General features: G+C 41.2%; 28 protein-coding genes. 22 read left to right on the forward strand and 6 right to left on the reverse strand.

Going from position 1 to position 26,241, the window contains the following annotated elements:
• The first annotated feature begins 61 nt into the window (after window positions 1-61).
• The 18 genes from AAC601_RS05085 (at window position 62) to AAC601_RS05170 (ending at window position 17,595) form a co-directional block, all read left to right on the forward strand.
• Entirely contained in the window at window positions 62-427 is a 366-nt protein-coding gene (locus tag AAC601_RS05085) for a Rieske (2Fe-2S) protein (RefSeq protein ID WP_340152654.1), read from the forward strand.
• Complete coding sequence (locus AAC601_RS05090; RefSeq protein WP_340152655.1) at window positions 402-1,619, forward strand: hypothetical protein; 1,218 nt, start codon at window positions 402-404, stop codon at window positions 1,617-1,619. Before AAC601_RS05085 ends, AAC601_RS05090 begins: the two co-directional genes overlap by 26 nt.
• Window positions 1,620-1,736: 117 nt before the next feature.
• Window positions 1,737-2,057 (forward strand): DUF6660 family protein, encoded by a 321-nt coding sequence (locus AAC601_RS05095; protein WP_340152947.1) that lies wholly within the window; start codon window positions 1,737-1,739, stop codon window positions 2,055-2,057.
• A 329-nt stretch (window positions 2,058-2,386) separates the two neighbouring features.
• Entirely contained in the window at window positions 2,387-6,805 is a 4,419-nt protein-coding gene (locus AAC601_RS05100) for a CusA/CzcA family heavy metal efflux RND transporter (RefSeq protein ID WP_340152656.1), read from the forward strand.
• Window positions 6,806-6,844: 39 nt separating this feature from the next.
• Window positions 6,845-8,074 carry an efflux RND transporter periplasmic adaptor subunit gene (locus AAC601_RS05105; protein ID WP_340152657.1) on the forward strand — a complete coding sequence of 410 codons (1,230 nt, stop codon included), beginning with the start codon at window positions 6,845-6,847 and terminating at the stop codon, window positions 8,072-8,074.
• 95 nt (window positions 8,075-8,169) lie between these two features.
• Entirely contained in the window at window positions 8,170-9,369 is a 1,200-nt protein-coding gene (locus AAC601_RS05110) for a M20/M25/M40 family metallo-hydrolase (protein ID WP_340152658.1), read from the forward strand.
• Between the two features lie 10 nt (window positions 9,370-9,379).
• A complete protein-coding gene (locus AAC601_RS05115) occupies window positions 9,380-9,709 on the forward strand; it encodes a P-II family nitrogen regulator (protein ID WP_340152659.1) in 330 nt (109 codons plus the stop codon).
• Window positions 9,710-9,713: 4 nt separating this feature from the next.
• A complete protein-coding gene (locus AAC601_RS05120) occupies window positions 9,714-10,130 on the forward strand; it encodes a transcriptional repressor (protein ID WP_340152660.1) in 417 nt (138 codons plus the stop codon).
• Window positions 10,131-10,209: 79 nt separating this feature from the next.
• Window positions 10,210-12,711: a heavy metal translocating P-type ATPase gene (locus AAC601_RS05125; protein WP_340152661.1), complete on the forward strand. Its 2,502-nt coding sequence runs from the start codon at window positions 10,210-10,212 to the stop codon at window positions 12,709-12,711.
• 12 nt (window positions 12,712-12,723) lie between these two features.
• Entirely contained in the window at window positions 12,724-12,897 is a 174-nt protein-coding gene (locus AAC601_RS05130; RefSeq protein ID WP_340152662.1) for a hypothetical protein, read from the forward strand.
• Window positions 12,887-13,264: a four helix bundle protein gene (locus tag AAC601_RS05135; protein WP_219956393.1), complete on the forward strand. Its 378-nt coding sequence runs from the start codon at window positions 12,887-12,889 to the stop codon at window positions 13,262-13,264. The genes AAC601_RS05130 and AAC601_RS05135 overlap by 11 nt, the downstream gene beginning before the upstream one ends.
• A 76-nt stretch (window positions 13,265-13,340) precedes the next feature.
• Entirely contained in the window at window positions 13,341-14,135 is a 795-nt protein-coding gene (locus AAC601_RS05140) for a cation diffusion facilitator family transporter (RefSeq protein WP_340152948.1), read from the forward strand.
• Window positions 14,136-14,161: 26 nt separating this feature from the next.
• Entirely contained in the window at window positions 14,162-14,308 is a 147-nt protein-coding gene (locus AAC601_RS05145; protein ID WP_221405900.1) for a sodium:calcium exchanger, read from the forward strand.
• Complete coding sequence (locus tag AAC601_RS05150; RefSeq protein WP_340152663.1) at window positions 14,263-15,159, forward strand: sodium:calcium exchanger; 897 nt, start codon at window positions 14,263-14,265, stop codon at window positions 15,157-15,159. Before AAC601_RS05145 ends, AAC601_RS05150 begins: the two co-directional genes overlap by 46 nt.
• A 3-nt stretch (window positions 15,160-15,162) precedes the next feature.
• Window positions 15,163-15,336, forward strand: a complete 174-nt coding sequence (locus AAC601_RS05155; protein WP_340152664.1) for a hypothetical protein — start codon at window positions 15,163-15,165, stop codon at window positions 15,334-15,336.
• Window positions 15,337-15,353: 17 nt separating this feature from the next.
• Entirely contained in the window at window positions 15,354-15,710 is a 357-nt protein-coding gene (locus AAC601_RS05160; RefSeq protein ID WP_340152665.1) for an STAS/SEC14 domain-containing protein, read from the forward strand.
• Entirely contained in the window at window positions 15,695-17,038 is a 1,344-nt protein-coding gene (gene nhaA / locus AAC601_RS05165; RefSeq protein WP_340152666.1) for a Na+/H+ antiporter NhaA, read from the forward strand. The genes AAC601_RS05160 and nhaA overlap by 16 nt, the downstream gene beginning before the upstream one ends.
• The gene (locus tag AAC601_RS05170) at window positions 17,035-17,595 is read left to right on the forward strand and encodes a methyltransferase (RefSeq protein WP_340152667.1); all 561 of its coding nucleotides are present in this window, start codon (window positions 17,035-17,037) and stop codon (window positions 17,593-17,595) included. Before nhaA ends, AAC601_RS05170 begins: the two co-directional genes overlap by 4 nt.
• Before the next feature lie 48 nt (window positions 17,596-17,643).
• Here AAC601_RS05170 and AAC601_RS05175 read toward each other — a convergent pair whose 3' ends face one another.
• From AAC601_RS05175 to AAC601_RS05200, 6 genes are all read right to left on the reverse strand, one after another.
• On the reverse strand, window positions 17,644-20,727 hold the full coding sequence (locus tag AAC601_RS05175; RefSeq protein ID WP_340152668.1) for an efflux RND transporter permease subunit: 3,084 nt from the start codon (window positions 20,725-20,727) through the stop codon (window positions 17,644-17,646).
• A 12-nt stretch (window positions 20,728-20,739) separates the two neighbouring features.
• Complete coding sequence (locus AAC601_RS05180) at window positions 20,740-22,248, reverse strand: efflux RND transporter periplasmic adaptor subunit (RefSeq protein WP_340152669.1); 1,509 nt, start codon at window positions 22,246-22,248, stop codon at window positions 20,740-20,742.
• 15 nt (window positions 22,249-22,263) lie between these two features.
• Window positions 22,264-22,503, reverse strand: coding sequence for a hypothetical protein (locus AAC601_RS05185; protein WP_085516261.1), 240 nt, complete (start codon window positions 22,501-22,503; stop codon window positions 22,264-22,266).
• Window positions 22,504-22,549: 46 nt separating this feature from the next.
• Window positions 22,550-23,734 (reverse strand): TolC family protein, encoded by a 1,185-nt coding sequence (locus tag AAC601_RS05190; protein ID WP_340152670.1) that lies wholly within the window; start codon window positions 23,732-23,734, stop codon window positions 22,550-22,552.
• A gap of 80 nt (window positions 23,735-23,814) precedes the next feature.
• Complete coding sequence (locus tag AAC601_RS05195; protein WP_340152671.1) at window positions 23,815-24,249, reverse strand: hypothetical protein; 435 nt, start codon at window positions 24,247-24,249, stop codon at window positions 23,815-23,817.
• A gap of 175 nt (window positions 24,250-24,424) precedes the next feature.
• Window positions 24,425-24,643 carry a helix-turn-helix transcriptional regulator gene (locus AAC601_RS05200; RefSeq protein WP_139827961.1) on the reverse strand — a complete coding sequence of 73 codons (219 nt, stop codon included), beginning with the start codon at window positions 24,641-24,643 and terminating at the stop codon, window positions 24,425-24,427.
• 100 nt (window positions 24,644-24,743) lie between these two features.
• Between AAC601_RS05200 and AAC601_RS05205 the strand changes: the two genes are divergently transcribed.
• From AAC601_RS05205 to AAC601_RS05220, 4 genes are all read left to right on the forward strand, one after another.
• Window positions 24,744-24,932, forward strand: a complete 189-nt coding sequence (locus tag AAC601_RS05205) for a hypothetical protein (protein WP_139827960.1) — start codon at window positions 24,744-24,746, stop codon at window positions 24,930-24,932.
• Window positions 24,933-25,023: 91 nt separating this feature from the next.
• Window positions 25,024-25,239, forward strand: a complete 216-nt coding sequence (locus AAC601_RS05210; protein WP_139827959.1) for a hypothetical protein — start codon at window positions 25,024-25,026, stop codon at window positions 25,237-25,239.
• On the forward strand, window positions 25,236-25,433 hold the full coding sequence (locus AAC601_RS05215) for a hypothetical protein (protein WP_085516256.1): 198 nt from the start codon (window positions 25,236-25,238) through the stop codon (window positions 25,431-25,433). The genes AAC601_RS05210 and AAC601_RS05215 overlap by 4 nt, the downstream gene beginning before the upstream one ends.
• Window positions 25,434-25,480: 47 nt before the next feature.
• On the forward strand, window positions 25,481-26,233 hold the full coding sequence (locus AAC601_RS05220) for a metallophosphoesterase (protein WP_340152949.1): 753 nt from the start codon (window positions 25,481-25,483) through the stop codon (window positions 26,231-26,233).
• The last annotated feature ends 8 nt before the right edge of the window (window positions 26,234-26,241 follow it).

The following is a 26,241-nucleotide window of genomic DNA, read 5'->3' on the forward strand; positions in this document are numbered from 1 at the left end:
GGACAGGAAAACATTTTTGAAACTGGCAGGGAGTTCGTGTTTAGCGATTGCCGGAGTCCCGATGTTACTTTCTGGGTGCACCTCAGTGCATCGGGTAAATACAATAGCCAGAGACAACAGGCTCACAGTGTCAAAACAGGAATTTATTGATGGGGTGGAAAAGCCAAGAGAAGTCGTGCTGGTGCGAGAGTTGTCACTGGCTTTTCCTATTGCATTATACAGGCTCTCAGCAGATGATTACATGGCACTCTGGATGGAATGCACCCACCAGGGCTGTGAAGTAAATGCACAACCACACTATCTGGTATGCCCATGCCATGGGAGCGAATTTGATGCCAACGGGAATGTAGTACAAGGCCCGGCAGAAACGAATCTTAAAACCTTTAAAGTAAACACCGATTATGAAAACATCTTCATCTATTTATAAAATTAGTGGCTATCTGCTGGTATTGATTTGTTTAAATCATGCAACATTTGCCCAACAGACAGACAGCTCTCAGTTGCAACTGAATATGGATGCAGTTTATAACCGGCCTTTTCTGCAGGCAGGAAGTTTTCCGGTAGCAATTGGGGGCTATATTGAAGCACAGGGAGAATACTTTGTGTCAGATGGCATTACTGAGGGTGTCTCTTTTAAAATTCCGAGAATGACCCTGTTTGTATCTTCCACTATCACAGAGCGGATTAAATTTCTCTCAGAAATAGAATTTGAAGAAGGTACCAAAGAGATCAACATTGAGTTTGCTGCTCTTGATTTTGAATTTCATCCATTACTTAATTTCAGGGGAGGGATTATCATGAACCCAATTGGGGCATTTAATCAAAATCACGATGGCCCGAGGTGGGAGTTTGTAGACAGACCAATCTCTGCCACTACTATTATCCCGGCTACTTTCAGTAATGTAGGCTTTGGATTGCACGGAAAGACCTATCAAAAGCAATGGGTATGGGCCTACGAAGCTTATGTGACCAATGGTTTTAATGATCAGATAGTGGCGAATAGTGAAGGCCGAACCTGGCTGCCGGCTGCCAAAGAAAATGTAGATCGTTTTGAGGAAAACTTCAATGCCGTTCCACTTATCACGCTTAAGACGGCTATTCGCCACCGGAAAATCGGGGAAATAGGCTTGTCATGGATGGGTGATGTGTATAACAAGTACGAAGAAGACGGACTTTTATTAGATCAAAAAAGGAGACTGGATGTAGTGGCAATTGATTTTAATACTTCCGCAATAAAAAACCTGGATATTACGGGAGAATGGGTATGGGCATTTGTAGACGTTCCGGCTACTTACTCCCAGCAGTTTGGAAGCCAACAACAAGGCGGGTTTATAGATTTTGTTTATACCGTTTTAAAGCGTGAAATGTTCGGTTGGGAAAATGCCAGAATTAACCTGGCCTTACGGCTTGAACATGTGGATTATAACGTAGGATCATTTGAAGAGACAGGAGGAAACATTCATGATGACTTACAGGCAATTGTACCAGCCATTAGCTTCAGGTCTTCATCTCAAACAGTGATCCGCGTCAATTACCGGTATATATGGGAGACAGATTTGTTGGGCAATCCGACAGCCAAAACAGCAGGATTCCAGATAGGCATTTCCAGCTATTTTTAGTAGGTATCCTAACGTATTAACCGTTTAATACTAACAATCTTGAGAAAACACCTGCATTAACCTGAAGATGAAACTTTGCAATACCCTTGCATTGAATTAATCCGTATATTTGTGTCAGTGAAAATTACATGCTACATATTGAGCTTCTACTTCATGGCCCTGGCGGGGGTAGCCTGTGCGGATACTGTACCGCAGCGGGATACTTCAGAAAACATCTCGGTAGTTAATACTGCTGATAATAATCATGACCATGACCAAAATCAGGGGTGGGACGGTTGTTCTCCTCTATGCGTATGCCATTGTTGCCATGTACATTTTTTATCTCCAGCAGGGCTTGATTTCACGCAGCTCGTGAAACTACCTGTGGTTTACACTTCTTATATTCAGGATTTCAGCAGCATTGAAATCTCTGGTTTTCTCAAGCCTCCAATGTCATGATTTTCCGGGTTTAGCAGGATCAGTATGTCTGACCGATAAAGTCTTTTTTAAGATGAAAGGTCTTTAATCATCCTGATAATTTGCTAAACGCCTCTTCACCTGCCTTTTGAAAAAAGGCACCCCTTTATTCATGTTCAATTCTATTTGTACAGCTTGAAAAAATTGAATAAAAACAAATCAAAAAAAAGGAAAAAGAGAAGAAAGAAAATCACTGCTAAAAAGATTCTAAAGTGGTTTTTTATTGTGTTGACTTGCTTGATCCTCCTAGCGGGGCTCGCAGCTCGTTTGCACCACTACTTCTCTGTCCATGTCAAATAATTTAAAGTCGTATGATCAATAAAATCATTTCTTTTTCAATAAAGAATAAATTCATTGTGGGCCTGCTTACATTGGCCCTCATAGGAGTAGGCATCTACTCCATGTACACGGTCAATTTGGGTTCAGTACCCGACATTACCAATAATCAGGTACAGGTAATGACTGTATCGCCCAACCTGGCTACAGAGGATATTGAGCAGTTCGTCACCTATCCTGTGGAACTGGCCATGGGCAACCTTCCGGGAGTGGATGAGATTCGCTCTGTTTCACGATTTGGGCTGTCTGTAGTGACCATAGTCTTTGAAGATGATATGGGTACCTATCTACCCCGACAGCTGGTACAGGAAAAGCTAAACGAATTAAAAGAAACTATTCCCGAGAAATTCGGAAGCCCTAGTATGGGGCCGATTTCCACTGGTTTAGGACAGATTTATGAATACACCATTCAGCCACAAGAGGGTTACGACTCGCTATATACACCCATGGAGTTACGTACAATCCAGGATTGGATTGTAAAAAGACAACTGACCTTGCTTGATGGTGTGGTTGAGGTAAATTCTTTCGGTGGCTATATTAAGCAATATGAAGTGGCCATTAACCCGGATAAACTCAATGCACAGAATGTGAGCATCTCACAGGTATATGAAGCAATGGCAAGGAACAATGTCAACACCGGGGGTGCATATATTGAGAAAAATCGAATGTCCAACTTCATAAGGGGAGAAGGATTGATTCGCTCATTAGACGACATTCGAAAGATTGTTATCAAAACCGAAAATGGCATTCCCGTTACCATTGGTGATGTAGCCTCAAAAGTCCATTTTGGAAATCAGGTACGCTATGGTGCATTCACACAGGATGGCCGTGAATCGGTGGGCGGCATCATCATGATGCTAAAAGGCTCTAACCCAAATGCGGTCATACAAAAAGTGAAAGAGCGAATGGAAGAAGTTGAGAAATCCCTTCCTGAAGGACTGGAAATCAATACCATCATAGACAGAAGTGACCTTATTTCCAGAACTACGAGCACCGTACAAACCAATCTGATCGAAGGAGCACTCATCGTGATATTTGCGCTGGTAATATTGTTGGGAAGTGTTCGTGGGGGTATTATTACTGCTACCACTATTCCGCTTTCCCTATTATTTGCCTTCATACTCATGAAGCAGTTTAATGTATGGGCCAACCTGATGAGTTTGGGTGCCATTGATTTTGGAATCATCATTGACGGGGCCGTGATTATTATTGAAGGAACGGTCTATGAAATTCAGAAACGTATCCGATCAGGAAAAATCAAGTTCAATCAGGGTGTGATGGATGAGGTGGCTTATGATGCCGGGAGCACCATGATGAGTTCTGCCTTTTTCGGTCAGATTATCATTCTTATCGTATTTGCACCCATATTATTCCTTACCGGTGTGGAAGGCAAAATGTTCCAGCCGATGGCCTACACTTTTGGATTTGCCATGATTGGTGCCATTTTCCTTTGCCTGACGTATGTACCGATGATGTCGGCCTTACTGATGAAGCCTATTCAAAATAAAAAGAATTGGTTTGGTCGATTTGAACGCGGTTTAGAGAGGGTAAGCGATAAAATTATTAATACAATTCATAATGCCTACCTACCCCTATTAAAGGGGGCTTTACGCTTCAAAATGCTTGTTATTATCTTAGCAATTGCTTTACTCGGAATTGCAGGTTATACATTTTCTAAAATGGGAGGTGAATTTGTTCCTCAGTTAGATGAAGGTGACATTGCGATGCAGGCATTGATACGACCTGGGAGCTCGCTAACTGAGTCTAATGAACTCTCTATGAAAGTTGAAAAGCTTTTGCTTGAAAATTTTCCTGAGATCAAAACGGTTACAGCACGAATCGGAGTGGCTGATATTCCTACAGATCCCATGCCCATGGACATAGCGGATATGTATATCATTCTCGAAAAAGATAAAGAAAAGTGGGTTTCCGCTGCAACCAAAGACGAGCTAATTGATCAAATCAAGGACAAACTTGATGAACAACTCGTAGGTGTCAACCTGGTCTTTACCCAACCCGTAGAGTTGAGATTCAACGAATTGCTCGAGGGAGTCAGAGAAGATATTGCGGTAAAACTATACGGTGAAGATTTGGAGGTTTTGGCCACCAAGGTTCAAGAGATGGCCGATATTATTTCTACTGTGCCGGGAGCCGGTGATGTAAACCCCGAACGGACATCAGGACTTCCCCAAATGACTGTTCGTTATAATCGGGATAAAATTGCACAGTATGGATTGGACATTCAAAAACTCAATGAGTATGTCAGCTCCGCTTTTGCTGGTGGTGTGGCAGGCGTGGTTTTTGAAGGTGAGAAGCGATTCAATCTGGTCATCCGCTTTGACAATGCACACCGCAAAAGCATAGACGACTTACGGACACTCTATATAGATCTACCGGATGGAACACAAGTTCCCATAAAAGAGGTAGCAGATATTAGCTATGTGCCGGGACCGATGCAGATCTCCAGGGACAATACCTATAGGCGTACGTATGTTGGAGTGAATGTGAGAGGACGCGATGTGGAATCGGTGGTTAATGACATTCAGGAAAAACTGGATGCACAATTAGAGCTACCTCCAGGGTATTATATCACCTACGGTGGAGAGTTTGAAAACCTGCAAAGAGCAAAAAGCAGATTAATGATTGTAGTGCCTATTGCCCTTTTCTTAATATTTGTTTTACTCTATTTTGCCCTAAAATCTTTCTCACAATCCATAATGATTTATATAGCCATTCCCCTGGCAGCTATTGGGGGCGTAATTGCGCTTTGGATGCGTGACATGCCCTTTAGTATTTCAGCAGGGGTAGGCTTTATCGTACTATTTGGGGTAGCCGTTTTGAATGGGTTGGTATTAATCAATCGGTTCAATTCATTGAAAGAAGAAGGTGTTACAAGTATTAGAGAACGAATTTTAACAGGAACAAAAGAGCGAATAAGACCTATTATGCTTACCGCAACTACAGACATTTTTGGATTTTTACCGATGGCATTTTCAGCATCTGCCGGTGCAGAAGTACAGCGACCTTTGGCTACCGTAGTGATTGGTGGTATGCTTACCGCGACTTTGCTTACGCTGGTAGTGCTTCCGGTGCTTTACACGTTTGTAGAAGGGAGAAGTGACAAAAGGAAAAACCTGAAAGCACCGAATGCCAATGTGATCATTTTCCTCATCGTTTGTGGTGGATTATTTGGCTTACCGGCTGTGGCAAATGCCCAGCAGCAGGGCCAGGAGAAAGACAGCTTACCTACGATTACATTAGAGCAAGCCAGGAAGCGGGCTGTAGAAAGTTATCCTAAAATTCAATCGGCACGTCTGGAAATTGAAAGTCAACAGGCCTTAAAGAAAACAGCATGGGACTTTGGCAATACCCAGGTGTTTACAGGAAAAGAGGAAGTAGGCAATGGATCGGATGGTGTTTATACCCAATTCGGTATCCAGCAGCAGCAAATTGATATTTTCGGAATAGCGCCAAAATTGAAATTGCAAAAAGAACGAGTAGCATTGGCTAAATCTGCCCTTGATCTTTCTATGATAGAGCTGGAAAAGGAAGTAAGCCAGGCCTGGGCAATGGTCTATGCTACAAAGAATAATTTCCAAATCTACGTTCAGTTAGATTCGATTTTTACCGATATTGAAAGGGCAGCCAAGATTAGGTTGGAAACGGAAGCCACCTCCAAACTGGAATACCTAGCTACATCCAATCAGGCTAATCAGGTTCAGATTCAAAAAGAGCAGGCATACAGAGATTATCTAAGTGCCTTGCAGCGGCTTAATTTGTGGTTTGCCAATGACACCCTCTTTACCGTGCCCGATATCCCGGCCACTCAATTGGATGACCCGCTGAATTATGTGGTTGATTCCTTGATGAGCCATCCCTTGTTAAATGTCTCAACACAACAGGTAAAAGTAGCAGATGCCACCATAAAAGAGAGGCGCTCACAGTTTCTACCTAAATTACAAGGACAATATGGCCGTCAGCAGATAGCCGGGCAATCTGGGTTTTATCAGTATCAGGTCGGTATAAGGATTCCTCTATTTTTTGGGCCGGAACTAGGACAGACTCAGGCCGCTAAAATACAGCGGGATATAGCAGGTCAAAACCTACGGCAAAACCAACTAGAATTAAAAGCGGCCTATCAAGGAATGAAAGAACAATATTTGAAATGGCTCAATTCCTGGAATTATTACCGCGATGAAGCACTACCGTTGGCTCAGGAACAACGCAAAGGAGCCGTAACAGCCTATAGAGAAGGGGCAATTGATTATGTGACTTTTCTACAAAACATCCGAGATGCTATTCGCATTGAAGTGGATTCTTGGGATGCTTTTGGCAACTATCTGGATAGTCGTTATCAATTGGAATATTATCTAAAAACATCAACTAAAAACTAAATAAGAAACTGATTTAAGTTAATCATAAAAATTAGAACAATGAATAAGCAAATAATATACATACTAGCTGCGGTCATTATGATAACTGCAATTTCGGGTTGTGGAAGCAAGTCAGAAGGAACTTCTAATAAAGCCCATCAAGAAGAAGGTGCTGGTCATGCTGAAGGAGGTCATGACGAGGAAGGGGAAGAAGAAGCCATGGGGGAAGTTCATTTATCCAACCTCAAATTTCAAAGTCTTAGCATGGAAGTTGACACTATGCCCGTTCGTTCCTTGTCTGGGGTGATTGAAGCAAACGGTCAGTTAGAAGTACCCCCACAACACGAGGCAACTGTAACAGCCATATTAGGTGCAAACGTTACTTCAATCAAAGTAATTGAAGGAGATCAGGTTAATAAAGGGCAGGTATTGGCTTACCTTTCTCATCCTAATTTGGTTAATTTACAAACGGGTTACATACGATCATATAGTCGTTTGCAGTACCTTGAAAAAGAGCTGCAAAGAGAAAAACGATTATTTGAGGAAAAAGTAGGTTCTGGGAAATCCTATCAAGAAATACAGGCTGATTATCAGTCCATGAAAGGGGAGGTAAAAGGCTATGAAGCCCAATTGAAGCAGCTAAGCCTGAATGTGGAAAAAGTGCAGGATGGTGATATTTATCAGTACGTACCTGTGGTAAGCCCTATAGATGGATACATTGAAAAAGTAAAAGTTCAAATTGGTCAATATGTAGATCCTCAGACCGAGATGTTTATGATTGTCAATACCGACCACATTCTTGCCAACCTGATGGTGTTTGAAAAGGATATCTATAAAGTAAAGGTAGGACAAAAAGTGTCCTTTACTGTGGAATCTGTTCCTGGAAATACGTTGACTGCCAATATTTATTCAGTAGGCAAGCAGTTTGAACAAAACCCGAAAGCGGTACATGTGCATGCCGAAATAGATCAAAAAGAAGATTTTTTGATCCCGGGGATGTACATTAATGGTAAAATACGTACTGGAAATAATGCGGTAAAGGCCTTACCAGAAAGTGCCATCATAGAAGAAGAAGGCAAGTCTTATATATTTATGGGGGAAGCACATGAAGAAGATGGCAAAAACGAATGGGCGTTTAAAGCGGTGGAAGTGCGAACAGGTATTAATGAAGACGGATGGGTAGAGATCAAATTATTAGAACCACTTCCTGACGGTACCCTGATAGCATGGAACAACGCCTATTATCTGATTTCTGAAATGAAGAAAAGCCAGACTTCTCATGGTCATTAAGTAAATAGGTTCATGGCAGTTGACATCTTAATTTGTCACTGCCATGAGCTTTAATAATGTTTAAAGCATGACTTATTAAACCATTTTAAATGTATATGAAATTGAAATTTATATTTCTACTTATAGCTTTGTTAAATCTTAATGCACTAACTGGATGGACACAAAATTCCACTGTTCAAAGTATAGTGGAAAAGGTCGAATTAGATTCTTTGACTTTTTTCGTTAAACAGTTGTCAGGAGAGGAAAAAGTTTTTATAAATGGCGTGGCAGACACTATATATTCTCGACATATCGATCAAGATGGCAATGAAAAAGCATTTCAATTTATCAAACAAAAATTGTTTTCTTATGGTCATGAAATAGACTCACAGCAGTTCAGTACAAATGGTAAAAATTTATTTGGAATTAAAACGGGAACAGTTTTTCCGGATAGAAAACTAATAATTGGTGCTCATTATGATAATCGTCCCGCCATAAATATTGCACCTGGCGCTGATGATAATGCAAGTGGAGCTGCGGCTGTAATAGAAGCGGCTAGAATATTTTCAAGATACGATTTCCCCTTCACTATCGTCTTCGCTTTTTGGGATGAAGAAGAACAGGGGTTAATCGGTAGTAAGGCTTACACATCTTTGGCTGCTGCTAATGGTGATTCAATTATTGGCTACATAAATTTAGATATGCTGGGGTGGGATGGAAATGAGGATTTTGTGGCCGACCTCCATACAAGACCGATTGCAGGTTCTATTCAACTAGCTGAAAAAGCATCAGAAGTAAATTCACGCTATTCTGTCGGCTTGAACTTGAATTTTGTAAATCCTGGAATAGGAGCAACCGATCATGCGGCTTTTTGGAGTAATGGATTTACCGCTATCGGAATTAATGAAGAGTATAGTAATGACTTTAACCCCTTTTATCACTCTCCCGCAGATTCGCTGGGGCAGTTTAATCTTCAATTTTATGAAAAATGCACTAAGCTAGCAATAGCTACTTTGGCTGAGTGTGCATTAGATCGTAATCTAGTATTAAGTGCAAAAGAACAAACCCTTGCCAAAGAAATGTTTAAAGTCTATCCTAATCCGGTTGGCCAATATTTAACAATCGAGAAAGTAACTCAAGGTTTAAATGAGTATGAGGTAAAGGTATATAATGAAATGGGACAATTCATTCAAATGAGTTCGTCAAATGAAAATATTAATATTAATGTTTCTAGTTATCCTACAGGAACTTACATTTTGCGTATCAGTTCCATAAAAGGACATCCATTAGAAACTAAGACTTGGATTAAATTATAAATAAAAAATTATGAAAGAAGTAAAAGCATTTATAAAGCCAAAAAAAGTACAAATAGTTGTTGACTCCCTGCGCGATGCAGGCTTTGAAAGTGTAACGCTATCCAAAGGAGAAGGTACGGGAGCACATAAAGATCCCGATGCATCACCTTCACTAGACTTTCATTTTACCGATAGCCCGATAGTAAAACTGGAGCTTGTTTGCCAAAATGAAGAAATGGATAAAGCAGTACAATTGATATGCGGAAAAGCCAAAACGCCAGAACCGGGAGATGGCATTATTTACGTATCTGAAATAGACGATGCGTATAGAATAAAGACATGTGCTTCTCTTAAAAAATAGGACTATGATCAAAGATTTAGAACAAAACTTGAAATCACACAAAATAAAACCCACGGCCATGCGCTTGTTGGTGCTGGAATACCTGCTGGATCGTGAGATAGCAGTAAGTCTTACTGATCTATACAAGAATTTTGTGAAATCAGACAGAACTACCATCTACAGGACGCTAAAAGCGTTTGAGGATAACGGATTGGTACACAGCATTGATGATGGAACAGGCGTGCCTAAATATGCACTTTGTTCAGATGCCTGTGATGTAGGTGAGCATGATGATGCCCATATTCATTTTCATTGTGACAAATGTGGAAAGACCTACTGTCTTCCAAAGTTCAGGATACCCGGCTTTGAGCTACCTGAAAAATTTAGCAAGAGCGAAGTAAACCTGATGGTAAAAGGAAATTGTGCTGATTGTGCGAATTGAAAAATGCAATTCCTATGCATTAGTAATTAACATAACTTCAAGAGAGCATGATGTAAAATAGAATTAAAAAAATAGAATAGTGAAAAAACTACAAATAAAAATACCACTCCTCCTGCCAGAAGTCCCCGATGAGAAGGACCAATGTGTAGAAAAACTCATCGAGCGTCTTAAAAACAAACAGGGATTGGAAAAAGTGCATATAGCAGACGAAACAGACAATGGCGTACCCCAGCTCTGTTTTCACTACGACCCGGAGTTAATCTCCATAGACCGCATTCAGTCGCTGGCCGAGCAAACCGGGGCAGAAATCACACGGAAATTTGGACATAAACTCATAGAAGTAGATGGTATTCGTCATACACGCCATGCTCGTAACATTGAGCGTGGTCTCCGAGGTATAGCGGGTATTATGGAAGTCTCTGTATCGGCATCAGGCATGGTGCGAGTAGAGTATGATACCGCCAAAACAGATGAAGCCGAAATCCTGAAAGCCCTAAGAAAAGATGGGCTTGATATGCCCGATACGCAGGTGAATGCCGAACGTTTTCTTGAGCAAGTAAAAGAAAATGGAAAAGGCGAAGATCAAAAGGAAGGTAATAAGGAACATGACCATGAGGAAGGTGAAGATCATGATCATTCGCATGGCGGTATTTTCGGTAAAAATACAGAGTTGATCTTTTCCATTATCTGCGGAGCATTATTAGGTATTGGCTTTGGGCTTACTTATATCGAAGCTGTGCCTTCCTGGGTAAGTCTTTCACTTTATATCGGAGCTTATTTCTTTGGCGGCTATTTTACAGCCAAAGAAGCCATTCAAACAGTTGCCAAAGGAGGCTTTGAAATTGATTTCCTGATGCTCGTGGCTGCCATTGGAGCGGCTATTCTTGGCGAATGGGCGGAAGGCGCCTTATTGTTATTCCTGTTCAGCATGGGCCATGCACTGGAACACTACGCCATGAACAAAGCCCGTAAATCCATTGCTGCTTTGGCAGAACTCGCTCCTAAAACGGCATTGCTCAAGAGAAATGGTAAGACCGAAGAAGTCGGTATTGAGGAATTGAGCATTGGTGACATCATTGTGGTGAAGCCCAACAGTAAGATTTCTGCTGATGGGGTGGTAATTAGTGGACAAAGTAGCGTGAATCAGGCGCCTATCACCGGGGAAAGTGTGCCGGTAGATAAAGAACCAGTGGATAATCCCGAAAAAGACTGGTCAGAGGAAAAAGACATCAAAGATGAGAACCGTGCATTTTCGGGTACCATAAATGGCAACAATACGCTGGAAATCAAAGTGATTAAAGTAGCAAAGGACTCTACGCTCTCCCGCCTGGTGAAACTGGTGAATGAAGCCCAGACCCAGAAATCACCTACACAGCGGCTTACTGACAAATTTGAGAAATATTTTGTGCCTTCTGTATTGGTACTGGTTGTGTTGCTCAATTTTGCTTTTCTGGTCATTGATGAAAGTTTTAGCCAAAGCTTCTACCGTGCAATGGCCGTATTGGTGGCAGCCAGCCCTTGTGCTTTGGCAATAGCCACACCAAGTGCAGTGCTAAGCGGAGTAGCCAGGGCCGCCAAAAGCGGGGTGCTGATCAAAGGTGGTCGTCCGCTGGAAGACCTGGGTGTACTCACCGCCCTGGCTTTTGACAAAACCGGAACACTAACAGAAGGTAAGCCCAAGCTCACCGAAGTAATTGCTTTAGGCGATGTAAACGAGGACGAGCTGTTGAAAATAGCAGTAGCCGTAGAAAACCTCAGTGACCATCCTCTGGCCAAAGCTGTAGTTCGGGATGGGAAAGAGCGATTGGATGGGGCTGATGTGCCTGATGCGAAAGACCTGGAAGCTGTGCTTGGGAAAGGGATCAAAGCCTCCTTGGGTGATGACAAAGTGTACATCGGCAATCTGGACCTGTTTGAATCCCTGGATGATAATAAGCCAGAAAAGGAAACAGAAGAAAAAGTGAAGTCACTTGAGTCAGATGGCAATACTACCATGCTGATCCGTCAAAATGACGAATACATTGGCATCATTGCCCTGATGGATACACCCAGAAAGGAAGCTAAAAATACCCTAGAGCAACTCAAAAAAATCGGAATTAAGCGTATGATCATGCTTACGGGCGATAACCAGAAAGTAGCCGATGCAGTGGCCAAAGAGATTGGCCTTACGGATGCCTGGGGTAGTTTGTTGCCGGAAGAAAAGGTTGAAGCAATTAAAAAGCTCAAAGAAAAAGAATCTAAAGTAGCCATGGTGGGTGATGGCGTAAATGACGCCCCGGCCATGGCCAACAGCACCGTAGGCATTGCCATGGGAGCCGCTGGCAGTGATGTAGCCCTGGAAACAGCCGACATTGCCCTGATGGCCGACAAGCTGGAAACCTTGCCTTTTGCTATTGGTTTAAGTAGAAAGGCCAAAGGCATAATTAGGCAAAACCTATGGATGAGCTTAGGAATAGTGGCTTTACTGATACCGGCCACCGTTTTTGGGTTTGCAAATATTGGTATTGCAGTGCTCATTCATGAAGGTTCAACCCTGGTAGTGGTGTTTAACGCTTTGAGATTATTGGCTTATAAGAAGTAGAGTTGGTTAAAGTTGGCAAAGGGAGAAGTTGGCAGTTGGCAAGGGATATTTGGCGAAGTGAGGACAACTTTTGCCAACTCGTCAACTGCCTGTTACCAACTTAAAATGATGGAAAGAAACAGAACAACTAACAATATGAAAGAGATCAAGACAAAGAAAGTAAAGGCAGGTACTTATGGCAGGTAGTTTTCGTGATTTGACTGTTTTCAAGAAAGCATTTTCGCTGGCGATGGGGGTGTTTGAGCTTACTAAGAAATTTCCATGCGAAGAGAAGTATGCGCTGACTGATCAATTAAGAAGATCTTCACGATCAGTATGTCGGGCTATTGGCGAAGGATATAGAAAACGGCAATATCCAAAGCACTTCTCAAGTAAAATGAGTGATGCAGATATGGAAAACTCTGAAACTCAGATTTCTCTTGATTTTGCTTTAGCCTGCCAATATATATCGGAAGGAAAGCGAAATGAACTTGTTGTTAAATCAGAAGAGGTAGGCCGAATGCTCAACCATATGATTGAAAACCCTGAAAAATATAAACCAAGAAATAAATGACGGTATTGTCAACTGCTATTTGCCTATTGCCAACTTTTTTTGGCCAATTAAACTAACAGGTAAACAAAAAAAATACATGAAGAAAAGCACATTCATAATAACAAAAATGGACTGCCCCTCAGAGGAGCAAATGATCCGCATGAAGCTGGAGCCTTATAATGAGGTAAAGCAACTTTCATTTGATATACCCAATCGCAGACTGGAAGTATATCACACAGACGAAGTGGACAAGATCCATCAGGCCATTACTGAACTTAAACTCAATGACCGGTTAGAAAGTACGGAAGATGAAGCTGAGTTGCCGTTGGCTGCTGACGACTCCGAACAGCGGAAAATACTTTGGTGGGTACTGGGTATCAATTTCGGCTTCTTTGTTGTAGAGATGACTACCGGATGGATATCCCGCTCTATGGGTTTGATAGCCGACTCTCTGGATATGCTGGCGGATTCCATCGTCTACGGCCTGAGCTTATTTGCTGTAGGTGCAGCTATGTCTCGCAAGAAAAAAGTAGCCAAAATCAGTGGTTATTTTCAAATGGTACTGGCGCTATTAGGATTTTCAGAAGTATTGCGCAGGTTTTTCAGAGAAAGCGAAACACCTCTGTTTCAATGGATGATTATCATATCAGTACTGGCCCTCATCGGCAATCTGGTTTCGCTCTGGCTGATCAATAAAGCTAAAAGTGATGAAGCTCACATGCAGGCTAGTGCCATATTCACTTCCAATGACATTATTGTAAATGGCGGAGTGATCCTGGCCGGTGTGTTAGTTTATTTTCTTGATAGCAAATGGCCCGATTTGGCCATTGGGGCAATTGTTTTCACCTTCGTAATGCGAGGGGCTGTAAGGATATTGAAAATAGCTAAATAAATAATTGACCGATAAAAATAGAAGATATGAATGCATGGTTATGGGTAGGAGTTTTAGTAATAGCCGCATGGGCTGCACATTGGGGAGCTGACCAATTGCTTACACCGCTCAAAATGTTGCGGAAACAATGGGGACTCACCGCTTCGGCAGGAGCTGCTTTTTGGCGATTGTAACGGCAAGCCCCGAAGTAGCAGTTAACATCACCAGTGCTGCCCGGGGTGTATCAAATATAGGCTTAGGAAACTTACTGGGTTCTAATATCATCTCCATTCCCCTCATGGTTACGATAGCCTATTTTGCTTCACGCAAACAATTCAAAAACAACCCGAAACATCAGGAGCATCTTGATGCAAATATGCTGGTACTCAACAAGCGGTCTGTGTCCGTTTTGTCATTGCCCTATTTGGGTATAATCGCACTGGTGGCTTTGTTAACCTTACCGAAAGCCTGGCGGGGCTTGCAACCGATTGACGGTTGGATCATGCTCGGGGCTTATGGTGCCTTTTTAATCCATGCTATTATCAAAGGAAGAAAAGAAGGAGAAAAAGTAGAATGGACACAAAAGAAAATATGGCTTTCCATTGCCGGGGTATTTGCCATAGCGGCCGGGGCATTTTTCATTGTGAAAGCCACTGAGAACATCGTTTCGGTTTTGGGTATATCAGAGATTGTCGGAGGACTGTTCATCACCGGCATTATGACCACTGCCCCTGAAGTATTTAAGACCTGGAGTGTGGTAAAAGGTGGAGAGGTTACCGCAGGAACCACCAGCGTGATAGCCGACAATGCCATAACCATGACAGTTGCATTTTTCCCTTTGGCCTTGGTAACCACGCCATTGGAGGATTTTCAATTGTATTGGGTCAACCTGGCTTTTGTAGGATTGATGCCATTGCTTTATTCAGTTTTTGTCCATCAGAGCAAGCAGCTTCATGGATTTAGCAAATGGCAAATATTCGTATTTGATGCAGCTTATGTCACCTATTTGTTGATCATGGCGTTTTTCGTCTTAAAACTTTTTTAATCTATGGAAGAGCATTTATTCAAAGACTATAAGCACCGTCTCAACGCACTGGATAAGGATGTCAGGATGCTGGTTATAAAATATGCCGAAGAATTCTACGTCCATGAAAAATGCACAAAGGCAGAAGCCATTGACCGGGCAATCGCGAAAGCTGAAATGAAAAAAAGAAATTTATAACTTAACTATAGACCACTATGCTACAGATACTGGAATTCACCAAAAACAACATAATAGCCACCAGGGTCGAGGATAACCTGACTGAAAAGGATATCCAGAAAATACATCCCTTGATTCATAACATTGTGAACCGTGGGCAAAAAGTACGGTGGTACTTTGAAATGGAGAATTTCTCAGGATGGAATATAAAGGGGTTATGGGAAGATATTAAGATGGATTTATCCCATGCTGAAAACTATGAAAAGATAGCCATGGTAGGTGAAAAGAAATGGCAGAATTGGATCACGCAATTTATGAAACAGTTTACCAACGCGGAAATAAAGTATTTTGAGTTGGAAGAAAAGGAAGAAGCAAAGGAATGGATAAGTCACTAAAAAATAATCAGTCAACAATAGTTTATATTCAGCAAACAGCCCGAAAGTTTCTGGATAGAGAAACTTCAGGAGGCTTACTTCTGATAGTAGCTACAATTTTAGCTTTGGTGTTGGGTAATTCTCAATGGGCGGATGCTTATCATCACTATCTTAAAGATGAATTTCTCTTTGAGCTATCCGAGCATTTTACTTTTGGTTTGACCATTGAAGAGTGGATCAATGATGGCCTGATGGCTATATTCTTTCTGGTGGCCGGGATGGAGCTGAAGCGGGAAATTTTGGTAGGTGAATTATCGTCCTTTAAGAAAGCTTCTATGCCGCTTTTGGGAGCCCTGGGTGGAATGGTTGTGCCAGCACTGATTTTTGTAAGTTTTAATTCCGGTACTGAAAATATCAACGGATGGGGCATTCCGATGGCCACCGATATTGCGTATTCCTTGGGCATCATTGGCCTGTTGGGTAAACGGGTACCTGCTCAGCTTAAAATCTTTTTGGTGGCTCTGGCAATTGCTGATGATTTAGGAGCCATACTCGTGATAGCATTGTTTTATAGCAACGAGATCACTTGGTTATACTTGGTTGCTGGGACAGGTATATTCATCCTCTTAATGCTATGTAACCGTTTTGGAGTGAAAAACCTCTTCTGGTACATATTGGGAGGAGTAGCTTTATGGTATTGCTTTCTGAATTCTGGCGTTCACCCTACTATAGCCGGAGTGCTTTTTGCCATTACCATTCCTGTAAAACCTAAACTCGATAGTAAATTAATGAAGGAACGTACCGTCAGGAATGTGGCTGAATTGGAGAAAGCAGATATTGATACACGAGACCCCATGCAGGATATTCGTCAAAGAGAAATCCTTAAAGCCATGAAAAAGGATACTCAAAACTCAAGACCGCCTCTGCTTAAACTGGAGAACGCCCTGATTGATTTTAATGCCTTTTTCATTATCCCGATCTTTGCCATTGCCAATGCCGGGGTAAAACTGGATGTCAGTTTTTTGGAGGTAGTATCAGGTTCTCTTGGCTTGGGTATATTATTAGGTCTAGCAGTTGGGAAAGTGTTGGGGATCAGTCTCTTTGCCTTTATTGGAGAAAGGCTGGGTATAGCAGAATTGCACCGCTCTTTAAGTTGGAGGCATATTATTGGTATGGGCATGATTGCTGGTATCGGATTTACCATGTCTTTGTTTATTACCAACCTTGCCTTTGCAGATGCTGAGTTGGTCAAAGTGTCCAAGATCAGTATCTTAATAGCTTCCCTGATTGCAGCTTTGGGCGGAATCGCCACTTTACTATTTACTAAACCTAAAAATGAAAAACCATGATACATTTAAGAATATTTCTGCCGGTATTTTTCCTTCTTTACTTTTTACTTACATTTTTAATGTACGCTCCCAAAAAGAAGGAAAAGCCACCTAAACTTACAACAGTGACCTTATTGAATAACCTGATATGGTTATTGGTAATAGTGCTAGTGACAGTTTTCTCATTATACCCGGAGGTTTATCATCAATACATTGTGCCATTCGAGGCATTGAAAAGCCATTGGTTGAGCTGGGCAGCCATTGGGCTCATGTCACTAGCCTTCCTGATCGTTTTCTCAGCTAAAAATCAACAAAGATTGAATAGAACAAGTGAAACAAAAGGCTGGTTACTACTCTCAACCGGCATTTATGCTAAATCTAGAAATCCACTTCATCTGGGGCAACTAATCACACTGATTGGCTTTTTTCTTTGCATTCCCAGCATCTATTCCGGCATTGTGCTATTATTTGGAGTCTTAATTGTATTTGTCCGCGTTGGGTTGGAAGAAAAGGTACTGGAGCGTGTTTTTGGAGAAGATTATTTTGCTTATGAGAAAAATGTGGGCAGGTGGTTTTAGAAAAAATTCAGGCCAAAGCAATTCTTTGGCCTGACTTAAATTTACACTTTATTTATTTCGACCCGTAACCAACTGATAAACACAAGGTATCACCACCAGATTCAAAATGGTAGCTGATAGCAATCCACCAAGGATTACCACGGCCATTGGACTCTGAATTTCACTGCCTGGCTCACCGCCTTTTAGGGCTAATGGGATTAAAGCAAGCCCTGTTGTAAAGGCCGTCATCAAAATAGGATTTAGCCTGTCTAAAGCACCTTCTTTGATCAACGCAAGGCCTTGTTTGCCTTCCCTGCGCAAGTCTTCGTACCTGGAAACAAGCAAAATACCATTTCGAGTAGCAATTCCAAACAAGCAAATAAAGCCAATGGTTGCCGCAATGCTGATAATGCCGGAAGTGAAATAGACAATAAGAATACCTCCAATCAAGGCCAACGGTAGATTAATCAGCACTACAAAAGCCAGCTTCATATCTTTAAACTCAAAGTAAAGTAACAAAAATATGATAAGAATGGCTATGATAGCGGTAAGCAACAATAATTGTGAGGCTTTGGCTTCACTTTCAAATTGCCCACCATACTCCACCCGATAACCTTCTGGTATATCAATGCTATTGCTTATGGTTTGCTGTATCTCATTGACCGCACTCCGCAAATCGCGCCCTTGCACATTGGCCGCAACTACGATCTTTCGCTGTACATCTTCTCTGCTGATGGTATTCGGGCTGCTTCCAGAGGACACAGTTGCCAGTTGTTCTATACTTGTTTGACCACCATTAGGAAGGCTTACAAGGGCTGTTTTGATGCGCTCTATCTTATTCCTGAAATCATCCTGATAGCGCACCACCAGATCAAAATACTTCTGCCCTTCATAAATTTCACCCGCTTCCTCTCCAGCAAAAGCAATATCCACCTGTTCCATAAAATCACCAACCGTCATACCAAAGGCAGAAAGCATCTGACGCTTCGGTTTGATACGAATCTGAGGCACTTCAATCTGCTGGGCAACAGCCACATCAGCCAGGCCCGTAATGGGTTTGATAGCTTGCTCCACGCTTTTGCCCACTTCATACAAGCGTTGCAGATCGGGGCCAAATATTTTGATGGCAATATTGGCACGTGTTCCAGAGAGCATATGATCAATCCGGTGAGCGATAGGCTGACCCAGGGTGATGTTTACACCGGGCACAATGCTAAGTTTTGTACGTACCTCTTCAAAAAACTCTTCCTTGGTTTTGTCGCTAAGAGTAAACGGTACATCAATTTCAGCAGCATTTACTCCCTGGGCATGTTCGTCCAGCTCTGCACGTCCCGTCCTGCGGGTCACCACATCAACTTCATGCATTTCTAGCAGCTGTTGTTCAACTAGCTTGCCCACCTTATTGCTTTCTTCCAGCGACATGCCGGGTGGGCCTACCACACTGATGACAAGTGAGCCTTCATTAAACTCAGGTAAAAAGCTTCTTCCTAATTGGGTAAAAAGGCCAATACTTAGCAGGAAGGCCACAACAGTAACACCAATAATCGTTTTAGGATAACGCATGGCTCCACCAAGTACGCGATCATAACGTTTTTGCAGCCAGCGTTCCACTTTGGTGCCTTCTGCACTTTTACTCAATAACTTTTCACCTTTCAATAAATAGGAGCATAATACAGGTGTTACCGTAACGGCTACTACCAAAGAGGTGAGCACGGAAGTGACAAATGCTATACCCAGAGGTTGTAATAATCGGCCTTCCATACCACTCAAAAAGAATAAGGGTACAAACGATACAATAATAATCAGCGTAGCGATAATAATAGAACTCCTGATTTCTATGGAAGCATCTTTTACTACCGTCAGAACAGGCTGGCGTTCTTCTTTTGGCTTCCTCACATTCTCTCGTAATCTCTTGTACACATTTTCCACGTCAATAATGGCATCATCCACCAGCGCACCAATGGCAATGGCCATTCCGCCCAGGCTCATGGTATTAATGGTATACCCCAGCAGCTTGAGAACAATGATTGAAACCAATAAGGAAATAGGGATAGCCAGCAAAGAAATCAATGTGGTTCTCCAGTTCATCAGGAAAATAAACAACACAATCACAACAAAGAACGCACCTTCCAACAATGTTTGATTCAGATTGCTAATGGAAGCCTCTATAAAATCAGATTGCCGGAAAATCTGGCTTTTGATCTCAACACCTTCCGGCAGAGTCTGTCCTAATTCAGCAATAGCCTGATCTAATCGCCCGGTCAAATCCAGTGTGTTCACATCCGGTTGTTTGGATATGGTCAGGATCACGGCAGGAGAAGCATTCAATGAACCGTCACCGATTTTATCGGCCGCACCAATTTGGACAGAGGCCACATCTTTAATCTTAATGCTGTGCCCATTAACCTGTTTTACCACGGCCTCTTCCAATTCCTCAACAGCGTAGGCCCGTCCACTACCTTTTATAATGTATTGGTTGCCATGCTGATTGAAAAAACCTCCCGGAGCATTCACATTAGCTTCTTTCACTTTTTCCACCAACTCACTGAGACTTACATCATAGTATTTAAGCTTTTCCGGATGGGCAAAAACCTGGTATTGTTTATAATCGCCTCCGATAACGATTACATTGGCAATGCCTCCAATGGCTTTCAACCTCGGCCTGATCGTCCAGTCCGAAAGTGTTCGCAATTCCATGGGCGACAAGCTATCTGAGGTTACGCCCAATAGCATAATCTCTCCCATAATGGATGAAATAGGTGCCATAGTCGGTGCCCCTATTCCACTGGGCAGATTTTCACGTACCATTGGTATCCGTTCGCTCACAATTTGCCGGGCGCGATAAATATCGGTTCCCCAGTCAAATTCTACCCAAACAATAGAAATACCTGCGGCTGAGGATGAACGGATCCTTCTTACGTTAGGGGAGCCATTCATGGCAGTTTCTAACTGATAAGTTACCAGTTTCTCTACTTCTTCTGACTCCAAACCATGTGCCTCAGTCAAAATGGTGACTGTTGGTGCTGTTAGATCAGGGAAGACATCCACATTCATCGTTCGTGCCATGTAAAGGCCTGCCACACTTAGCACAACTGCACCCAATAAAACCAGCAGCCTGTTTTGGAGTGATATTGATAATATTTTATTTAGCATATCATTTCCTTTTTAATGTTCATGGCCATGAGCTGGCGTAGTTCCGGACATAGAGGCCATTTTTACCTGATAAGCACCTCTGGCTACTACCACTTCACCAGTTTCAAGCCCTTCAGTAATCTCAGTAAATTCTCCATTGCTCCGACCGATCATAACTGGTCTCCGTTCAAAACTTTCTCCAGAGAGCTGAACTATTACAGAGTAACTACCATAATCTTCCAATAGAGCTGCCTCAGGAATAAGTACAGCTTGTTTGGGTTCACCATAAGCTATCTCAACTTCGGTAAAGCTGCCTTCAGGCATCTTGATTTCCTCAGTGATCTGGGCATAGACTGAAAGCAGAGGTTTTGTACTTTCCACTTCTTTTCCAACAGAAAGAACTGATCCTCCTGAGGCTTGGATGCTTGACCACTGTCCATTTTCCTTCTGATAGAATACGTTTTGGATGTTTTGCAAAACAGAAGCATAAGAGGCACTGACCTGGGTCTCCAATAAGCTTGTGCGATGAGAGCCAATGGTTAACAGTTGAGCTCCTTGGCTGACAAAATCACCATTACTTATTGAAATGGATTTTACATACCCATCAAATGGAGCTGTGACCTGTTTTCCACCTGCCGAATAACCGGCTTTTAAGGTTTCATAATTTGATTTGGCCACCTTGTATTTGCTTTCCACCTGTTCCAGCTCAGCTTTAGGTACAATTTTGGACTCATAAAGCTGCTTTTTACGCTCGTATTCTGCCTTAGCCTGTTCAAAATTTGCCCTCGCTTGCTCAATCTCTGTTTGTAGATTGTTAGAAGTAAGCCCTTTACTGCTTATGGTCATCAACACCTGTCCTTGCTTTATTTCTGTACCCTCGGTCAGATTGTCCATGGCAAAGCTTACCACCCCTGAAGCATTGGCTGAAAGAGAGCGTATGGCTCCCGGAGCGGCCTTCCATACGCCTGATGTTTTAATGACATCATAAATTTCACCGGAAACTACAGGAGCCGTCTGGAAATCAATCTTCCAGGCTTGCTCTTTGAGAAAGCTGATAGCACCTCCATCTTCTTCATTTCCAACTGCACTAATGGCTTCTTCAGCATCCGCAAACACCCGGATATCATTAATTACAATTCTATCCTGATACTGAGGTGTTTTAATATCAAACATCAGTTGATAGCTCCCGGTAGTCTTTGGCTGTAAGGAGGGTGAGAAAATTCCCGGAGAAGAAGGTGCTTCTACAGTATGTCTGATTCCTTTTCCCTCCTTAACCAAACTCACCGTTACACTACCTTCCCTTACGGGTTTGTGATTTTTCAAAACAGTAAAGTGAGCCGCAAATCGACTGGTTTTCCCAACCACCAACACTGGAAATTCTACGAATAACTCCGTTTTATCTGTCCAGCGGGTATAATCTACCCTTGGTATTTCGCCTGCCTCATCTATATGGCCTCCTGCCGCATCGTGGGCATGGCCATGCTCTTCTGTTGACTGACAGGAAGCTGCCAGCAACGCAATTAATATGATTATGTATCGCATTTCTTTATCTGATTTTTAATGATCATGATGTTCACTGCCATCGTCATGTGTGTGAGTAGAGTCCTGATCTACGTTAAACTCTTCCTGTTCATGATGCTCTTCATCCTCATGCTGATGATCAGATTCCTCATCATGGGCGTGACCGTGTGCCTCTTCGGTTTCGTGTTCATGCCCATGCTCTTCTTTTGAAGACTTTGAGGTGCATGAAATGGTAAAAAGGATTAGTAATGCGAATACTATATTTCTCGTTTTCATATTTCTAGTAGTTAATTTTTTGATGGGTGATTCTTAAATTCAAAACTCATAATTCAAAACTCATAATTTCAGCCTTTAGCTGATGCAACTCTTTTTCTATCTCCAGCATTTTATCATAAGCCTGCCGGTAAAATTGTAGTTCCACGTAATAGTCCATAAAGGAAATTTGTCCTAGCTGGTAAGCTTCCAACAACAGGTTTTCACTATTCAAACCTTCCAATGTAGTTGTATACTCCCGGTATTTCCGAAGCATCAAATCATACTGATTGTATTGCTCCATGAAATTTGAATGACGTTCAGTAGTAACCGCTTCGGTATTGGACTGCCGATATTGGTATTGTGCTTTTGCTGCCTTTACTTTATTCCTGCTATTCCAAAGGGGGATGGATATTCCACCGTACACACCGGAATAGTTATTTCCCATTACCCCCTGATGATTAAAGCCGGCAGTAAGATTAGGCAGCAATTGGTTTTTCTGCACCTGTACTTGTTGCATGGCAACTGCTTCACCTCCTTTTAATGCTTTAATGACAGGATCAATGGATTTTATTTGTTGCCAGATACTATCAGAAGGTGCAACAGTCAGTTCATCGGAAAATTCAGACTGTTCAAAACGTATGAGTTCGCCTCCATTCAGCTTTTGGAGCGAAAGCTGCACATTTTGGATTTCATTCTCAATTTGTTCTACCTGAAATTGCTCCTGCATCCAGGCTATTTTGGCTTTGTTAAGTTCCAAAATGCCAACCTGTTCTTTTTCAAATAGCTCTTGCACCTGGTCAAAGACCTGTCGGGCCTGCTCTACTCGAAGTAGTTCCACCTCCTTACGCTTGGTTAGTGAAATCAGCTCCAAGCAGAATTTTTTAGCAGGCAGTAAAATATCCTGTCTTCGCTGGTTATATTCCAGTTGTAGCTGATCGGTTTGCTTATCAATCCATTTGGAACGCGCGGCATATACCGTAGGAAATTCAAATGATTGAGAAACCTGAAATTCCGAATAGTCTCCCGTGTTATGTTCACCAAATGGAAGGTAAAATGCCGCAACCTGCGGGTCGGGTAAATTATTTCCGGATTTCAAGTCAAGCTTTCTACTTTCCATGAGCGATTGGAAAGCTTTTAATTCTTTATTGTTTTGCTCTATTTCCTGAAGTACCTGATCAATTTGAGTGGATTGAGCAAAACCACCCAAAGCAAACAGGCATCCGCCAAGAGCGAATAAGATTTTTTTTAACATGTATTATTATTTTAGGTTAAACCTGAATGTAAATGGTAAGCCACCTGCTTATATGAAGCAGTATGATTTACACCAAAAGATTAACCTAATACAGGAGGGCCTCTAAGTGAGGGAATAGATAAATAGAGATGTTGATAGCCTGTCGTGAAACGGGGAACAGGCTCTAGTGTACTGCTGTGGTGATCAAATGAGAAAAGTTCCAGTTGCGGTAAAACGAATGTGAGTAAAACCTGAATTTGTGGTTTAATCTCATTTCTTACCTGAAAATCATTGGAATGGTAGGTGTGTGAGTGACTGCCCAATAGAAAACCCAATAATCCGGAAAGATCATCGGGATCTTTATTTTCTTCTTTGTCGTGATCATGGCTATGAGCATGAGAATGGTGATGTCCGGAAGTCTCTATGGCATCATTTAGTTCATGCTGATGATGATTATGAGGCAATGCCTGATGCAGCAAAAGCACACTGAATATGCTCAGAAAGAAATATGCTGATATGTGTTTAAATGGCTGCATTCAGATGCAAAATACGGTATTTATTGTCAGACGACAAAATTGAAAAAAGCGAAGGTAAATCAACCTTGTGAGTAGGGATATAAACTTTGTGTTATATAAAGCTTACCAATAATAAAATTAGTAATTATGGAATAAATAATTAAGTCACAACTTTTACAAAGAGCCTTTATTTAAATCAAGCATCCTCTAATAGAGCAAAAAAATCAGAATACTTTATCTTTAAATTATCGAGTATCAATAGTAAAGTTTTAACGGAAGGGTTCCTTTGTCCTCTTTCTATTTTACCAATATAGTCTTCATGTAATTCCAAAATAGAAGCTAAGTGCTCTTGGGTATAGCCTTTTTGTTTTCTTAACTGCGCTAGTTGTTCTCCTATTTTTATATTGATATCCACTTTGTAAAAGTAGATTGAAAAGAAAATCCAGAACACAGACTATTTGTGCGGATTTAAAGATTTATGCTTATATTTAAACCGAAATAGAGCTATTTGTAAAATGAGTCACTTAAGAAGAGTACTGATAAAATATGGCCCCCGATTTAACGACAAAGGATATTTTCATCGATATGTTTATATGTCAAATAGAGATGAGACTGTTACCAAAGCTTTAATCGAATTAGATTCTGGCGATCTCGAATTAATTGAATTAAGAAGTGTAAAGTTTTTAGATAGACCTGAGCGATAGTATCTAATCTAGATTTGGGGAACAATCCTTGATCCTATATCATTTTGGCTTAGTGGGTAATACCAAAAAGTATTCATAAATTAACTTTACTATGGATAAGTACAACGAAAAACGGCTAAGAATCATGGAAATCCTTAATCAAAGACAGGGTTATTTATCGAAGATTGAGAATGGTTTAGAAGATCTGAGCAAGGATGTCAAATTACTAAAAAAGGATTTTAAAGACGGATTGGCCTCTTTAGCTAAAAGTATTTCTGACTCAGAAATACTCAAATCTACAAATGATAAAAAATTCGATAAGAAATGAACTTTGAAGAATCAAATAAGAAAATCAAGAAGTTTCGTTCAGCATCAGAATTAAAACTGCAACAAATTAAACAACATTCTAAATTGATTGACGGAGCTTTTATAGAACTAAATGGTATTAATGAGAATAATCCAGATATAGTAAGCGGAAGAATTAATAAGATCAGTAGTCATTATATTGAACACGGATTTTAATTTTAAACCTAGAGAATCAATCAATTTTATTTATTGAACCAATTAAAATCCAATTTGCCTCCGATCTCCATTTAGAATTCATAATGAACAAAGCCTTTATTGAGAAATATCCCTTGCAAGCTGTAGGTGATATTTTGATATTAGCAGGTGACATTATTCCTTTCAACATAATGCATGTTGCAGATAACTTTTTTGATTATGTTTCGGATAATTTTGAAATGACCTATTGGATTCCTGGCAATCATGAATATTACCAATCCGATATAAATGATAGAAGCGGTTCATTTCAGGAGAAAATACGAGATAATGTTATTTTGCTAAATAATAAATCCATTCAAATAGGAAATTACAGATTCATATTTAGTACACTTTGGACTTATATCGGAACTCAATATGCAAATGAAATAAAGCATGGTATGAATGATTTTAGGGTGATTAAAGACGATGGATTAAGTCTTAGACCAAAAAAATATAATCAATTACATAAGGATTGCCTTTCATTTATTCAGAAAGAACTAAAAGATTGTAATGAAGATGAAAAATCAATCGTAATAACTCATCACGTTCCTACTAAAATAAATTACCCATTCAAATACAGCGGCAGCATATTGAACGAAGCTTTTGCAGTTGAATTGGAAGATCTTATAATGGAATTTAAACCTGATTATTGGATTTACGGACACCATCATGCTAAAATAAGAGATTTTCCAATTGGAGAGACTCAACTTATGACCAATCAATTAGGATATATTGATCTGCAAGAACATGAAGGTTTTAACAGGGAGCGGTTGATTTTTTAATATTTACT

Origin of the sequence: uncultured Marivirga sp. (assembly GCF_963974845.1) — a bacterium.
Lineage (GTDB): Bacteria > Bacteroidota > Bacteroidia > Cytophagales > Cyclobacteriaceae > Marivirga > Marivirga harenae.

What these genes read in the sequence shown, in the direction of transcription:
- AAC601_RS05195 (WP_340152671.1), bottom strand. Translation starts at nt 24,249, where the DNA reads ATGCAGCCATTTAAACACATATCAGCATATTTCTTTCTGAGCATATTC.
- AAC601_RS05210 (WP_139827959.1), top strand. Translation starts at nt 25,024, where the DNA reads ATGGATAAGTACAACGAAAAACGGCTAAGAATCATGGAAATCCTTAAT.
- AAC601_RS05145 (WP_221405900.1), top strand. Translation starts at nt 14,162, where the DNA reads ATGAATGCATGGTTATGGGTAGGAGTTTTAGTAATAGCCGCATGGGCT.
- AAC601_RS05205 (WP_139827960.1), top strand. Translation starts at nt 24,744, where the DNA reads ATGAGTCACTTAAGAAGAGTACTGATAAAATATGGCCCCCGATTTAAC.
- AAC601_RS05175 (WP_340152668.1), bottom strand. Translation starts at nt 20,727, where the DNA reads ATGCTAAATAAAATATTATCAATATCACTCCAAAACAGGCTGCTGGTT.
- AAC601_RS05115 (WP_340152659.1), top strand. Translation starts at nt 9,380, where the DNA reads ATGAAAGAAGTAAAAGCATTTATAAAGCCAAAAAAAGTACAAATAGTT.
- AAC601_RS05120 (WP_340152660.1), top strand. Translation starts at nt 9,714, where the DNA reads ATGATCAAAGATTTAGAACAAAACTTGAAATCACACAAAATAAAACCC.
- AAC601_RS05155 (WP_340152664.1), top strand. Translation starts at nt 15,163, where the DNA reads ATGGAAGAGCATTTATTCAAAGACTATAAGCACCGTCTCAACGCACTG.
- AAC601_RS05190 (WP_340152670.1), bottom strand. Translation starts at nt 23,734, where the DNA reads ATGTTAAAAAAAATCTTATTCGCTCTTGGCGGATGCCTGTTTGCTTTG.
- AAC601_RS05090 (WP_340152655.1), top strand. Translation starts at nt 402, where the DNA reads ATGAAAACATCTTCATCTATTTATAAAATTAGTGGCTATCTGCTGGTA.
- AAC601_RS05215 (WP_085516256.1), top strand. Translation starts at nt 25,236, where the DNA reads ATGAACTTTGAAGAATCAAATAAGAAAATCAAGAAGTTTCGTTCAGCA.
- AAC601_RS05135 (WP_219956393.1), top strand. Translation starts at nt 12,887, where the DNA reads ATGGCAGGTAGTTTTCGTGATTTGACTGTTTTCAAGAAAGCATTTTCG.
- AAC601_RS05100 (WP_340152656.1), top strand. Translation starts at nt 2,387, where the DNA reads ATGATCAATAAAATCATTTCTTTTTCAATAAAGAATAAATTCATTGTG.
- nhaA (WP_340152666.1), top strand. Translation starts at nt 15,695, where the DNA reads ATGGATAAGTCACTAAAAAATAATCAGTCAACAATAGTTTATATTCAG.
- AAC601_RS05105 (WP_340152657.1), top strand. Translation starts at nt 6,845, where the DNA reads ATGAATAAGCAAATAATATACATACTAGCTGCGGTCATTATGATAACT.
- AAC601_RS05185 (WP_085516261.1), bottom strand. Translation starts at nt 22,503, where the DNA reads ATGAAAACGAGAAATATAGTATTCGCATTACTAATCCTTTTTACCATT.
- AAC601_RS05140 (WP_340152948.1), top strand. Translation starts at nt 13,341, where the DNA reads ATGAAGAAAAGCACATTCATAATAACAAAAATGGACTGCCCCTCAGAG.
- AAC601_RS05110 (WP_340152658.1), top strand. Translation starts at nt 8,170, where the DNA reads ATGAAATTGAAATTTATATTTCTACTTATAGCTTTGTTAAATCTTAAT.
- AAC601_RS05170 (WP_340152667.1), top strand. Translation starts at nt 17,035, where the DNA reads ATGATACATTTAAGAATATTTCTGCCGGTATTTTTCCTTCTTTACTTT.
- AAC601_RS05180 (WP_340152669.1), bottom strand. Translation starts at nt 22,248, where the DNA reads ATGCGATACATAATCATATTAATTGCGTTGCTGGCAGCTTCCTGTCAG.
- AAC601_RS05160 (WP_340152665.1), top strand. Translation starts at nt 15,354, where the DNA reads ATGCTACAGATACTGGAATTCACCAAAAACAACATAATAGCCACCAGG.
- AAC601_RS05085 (WP_340152654.1), top strand. Translation starts at nt 62, where the DNA reads ATGTTACTTTCTGGGTGCACCTCAGTGCATCGGGTAAATACAATAGCC.
- AAC601_RS05150 (WP_340152663.1), top strand. Translation starts at nt 14,263, where the DNA reads ATGGGGACTCACCGCTTCGGCAGGAGCTGCTTTTTGGCGATTGTAACG.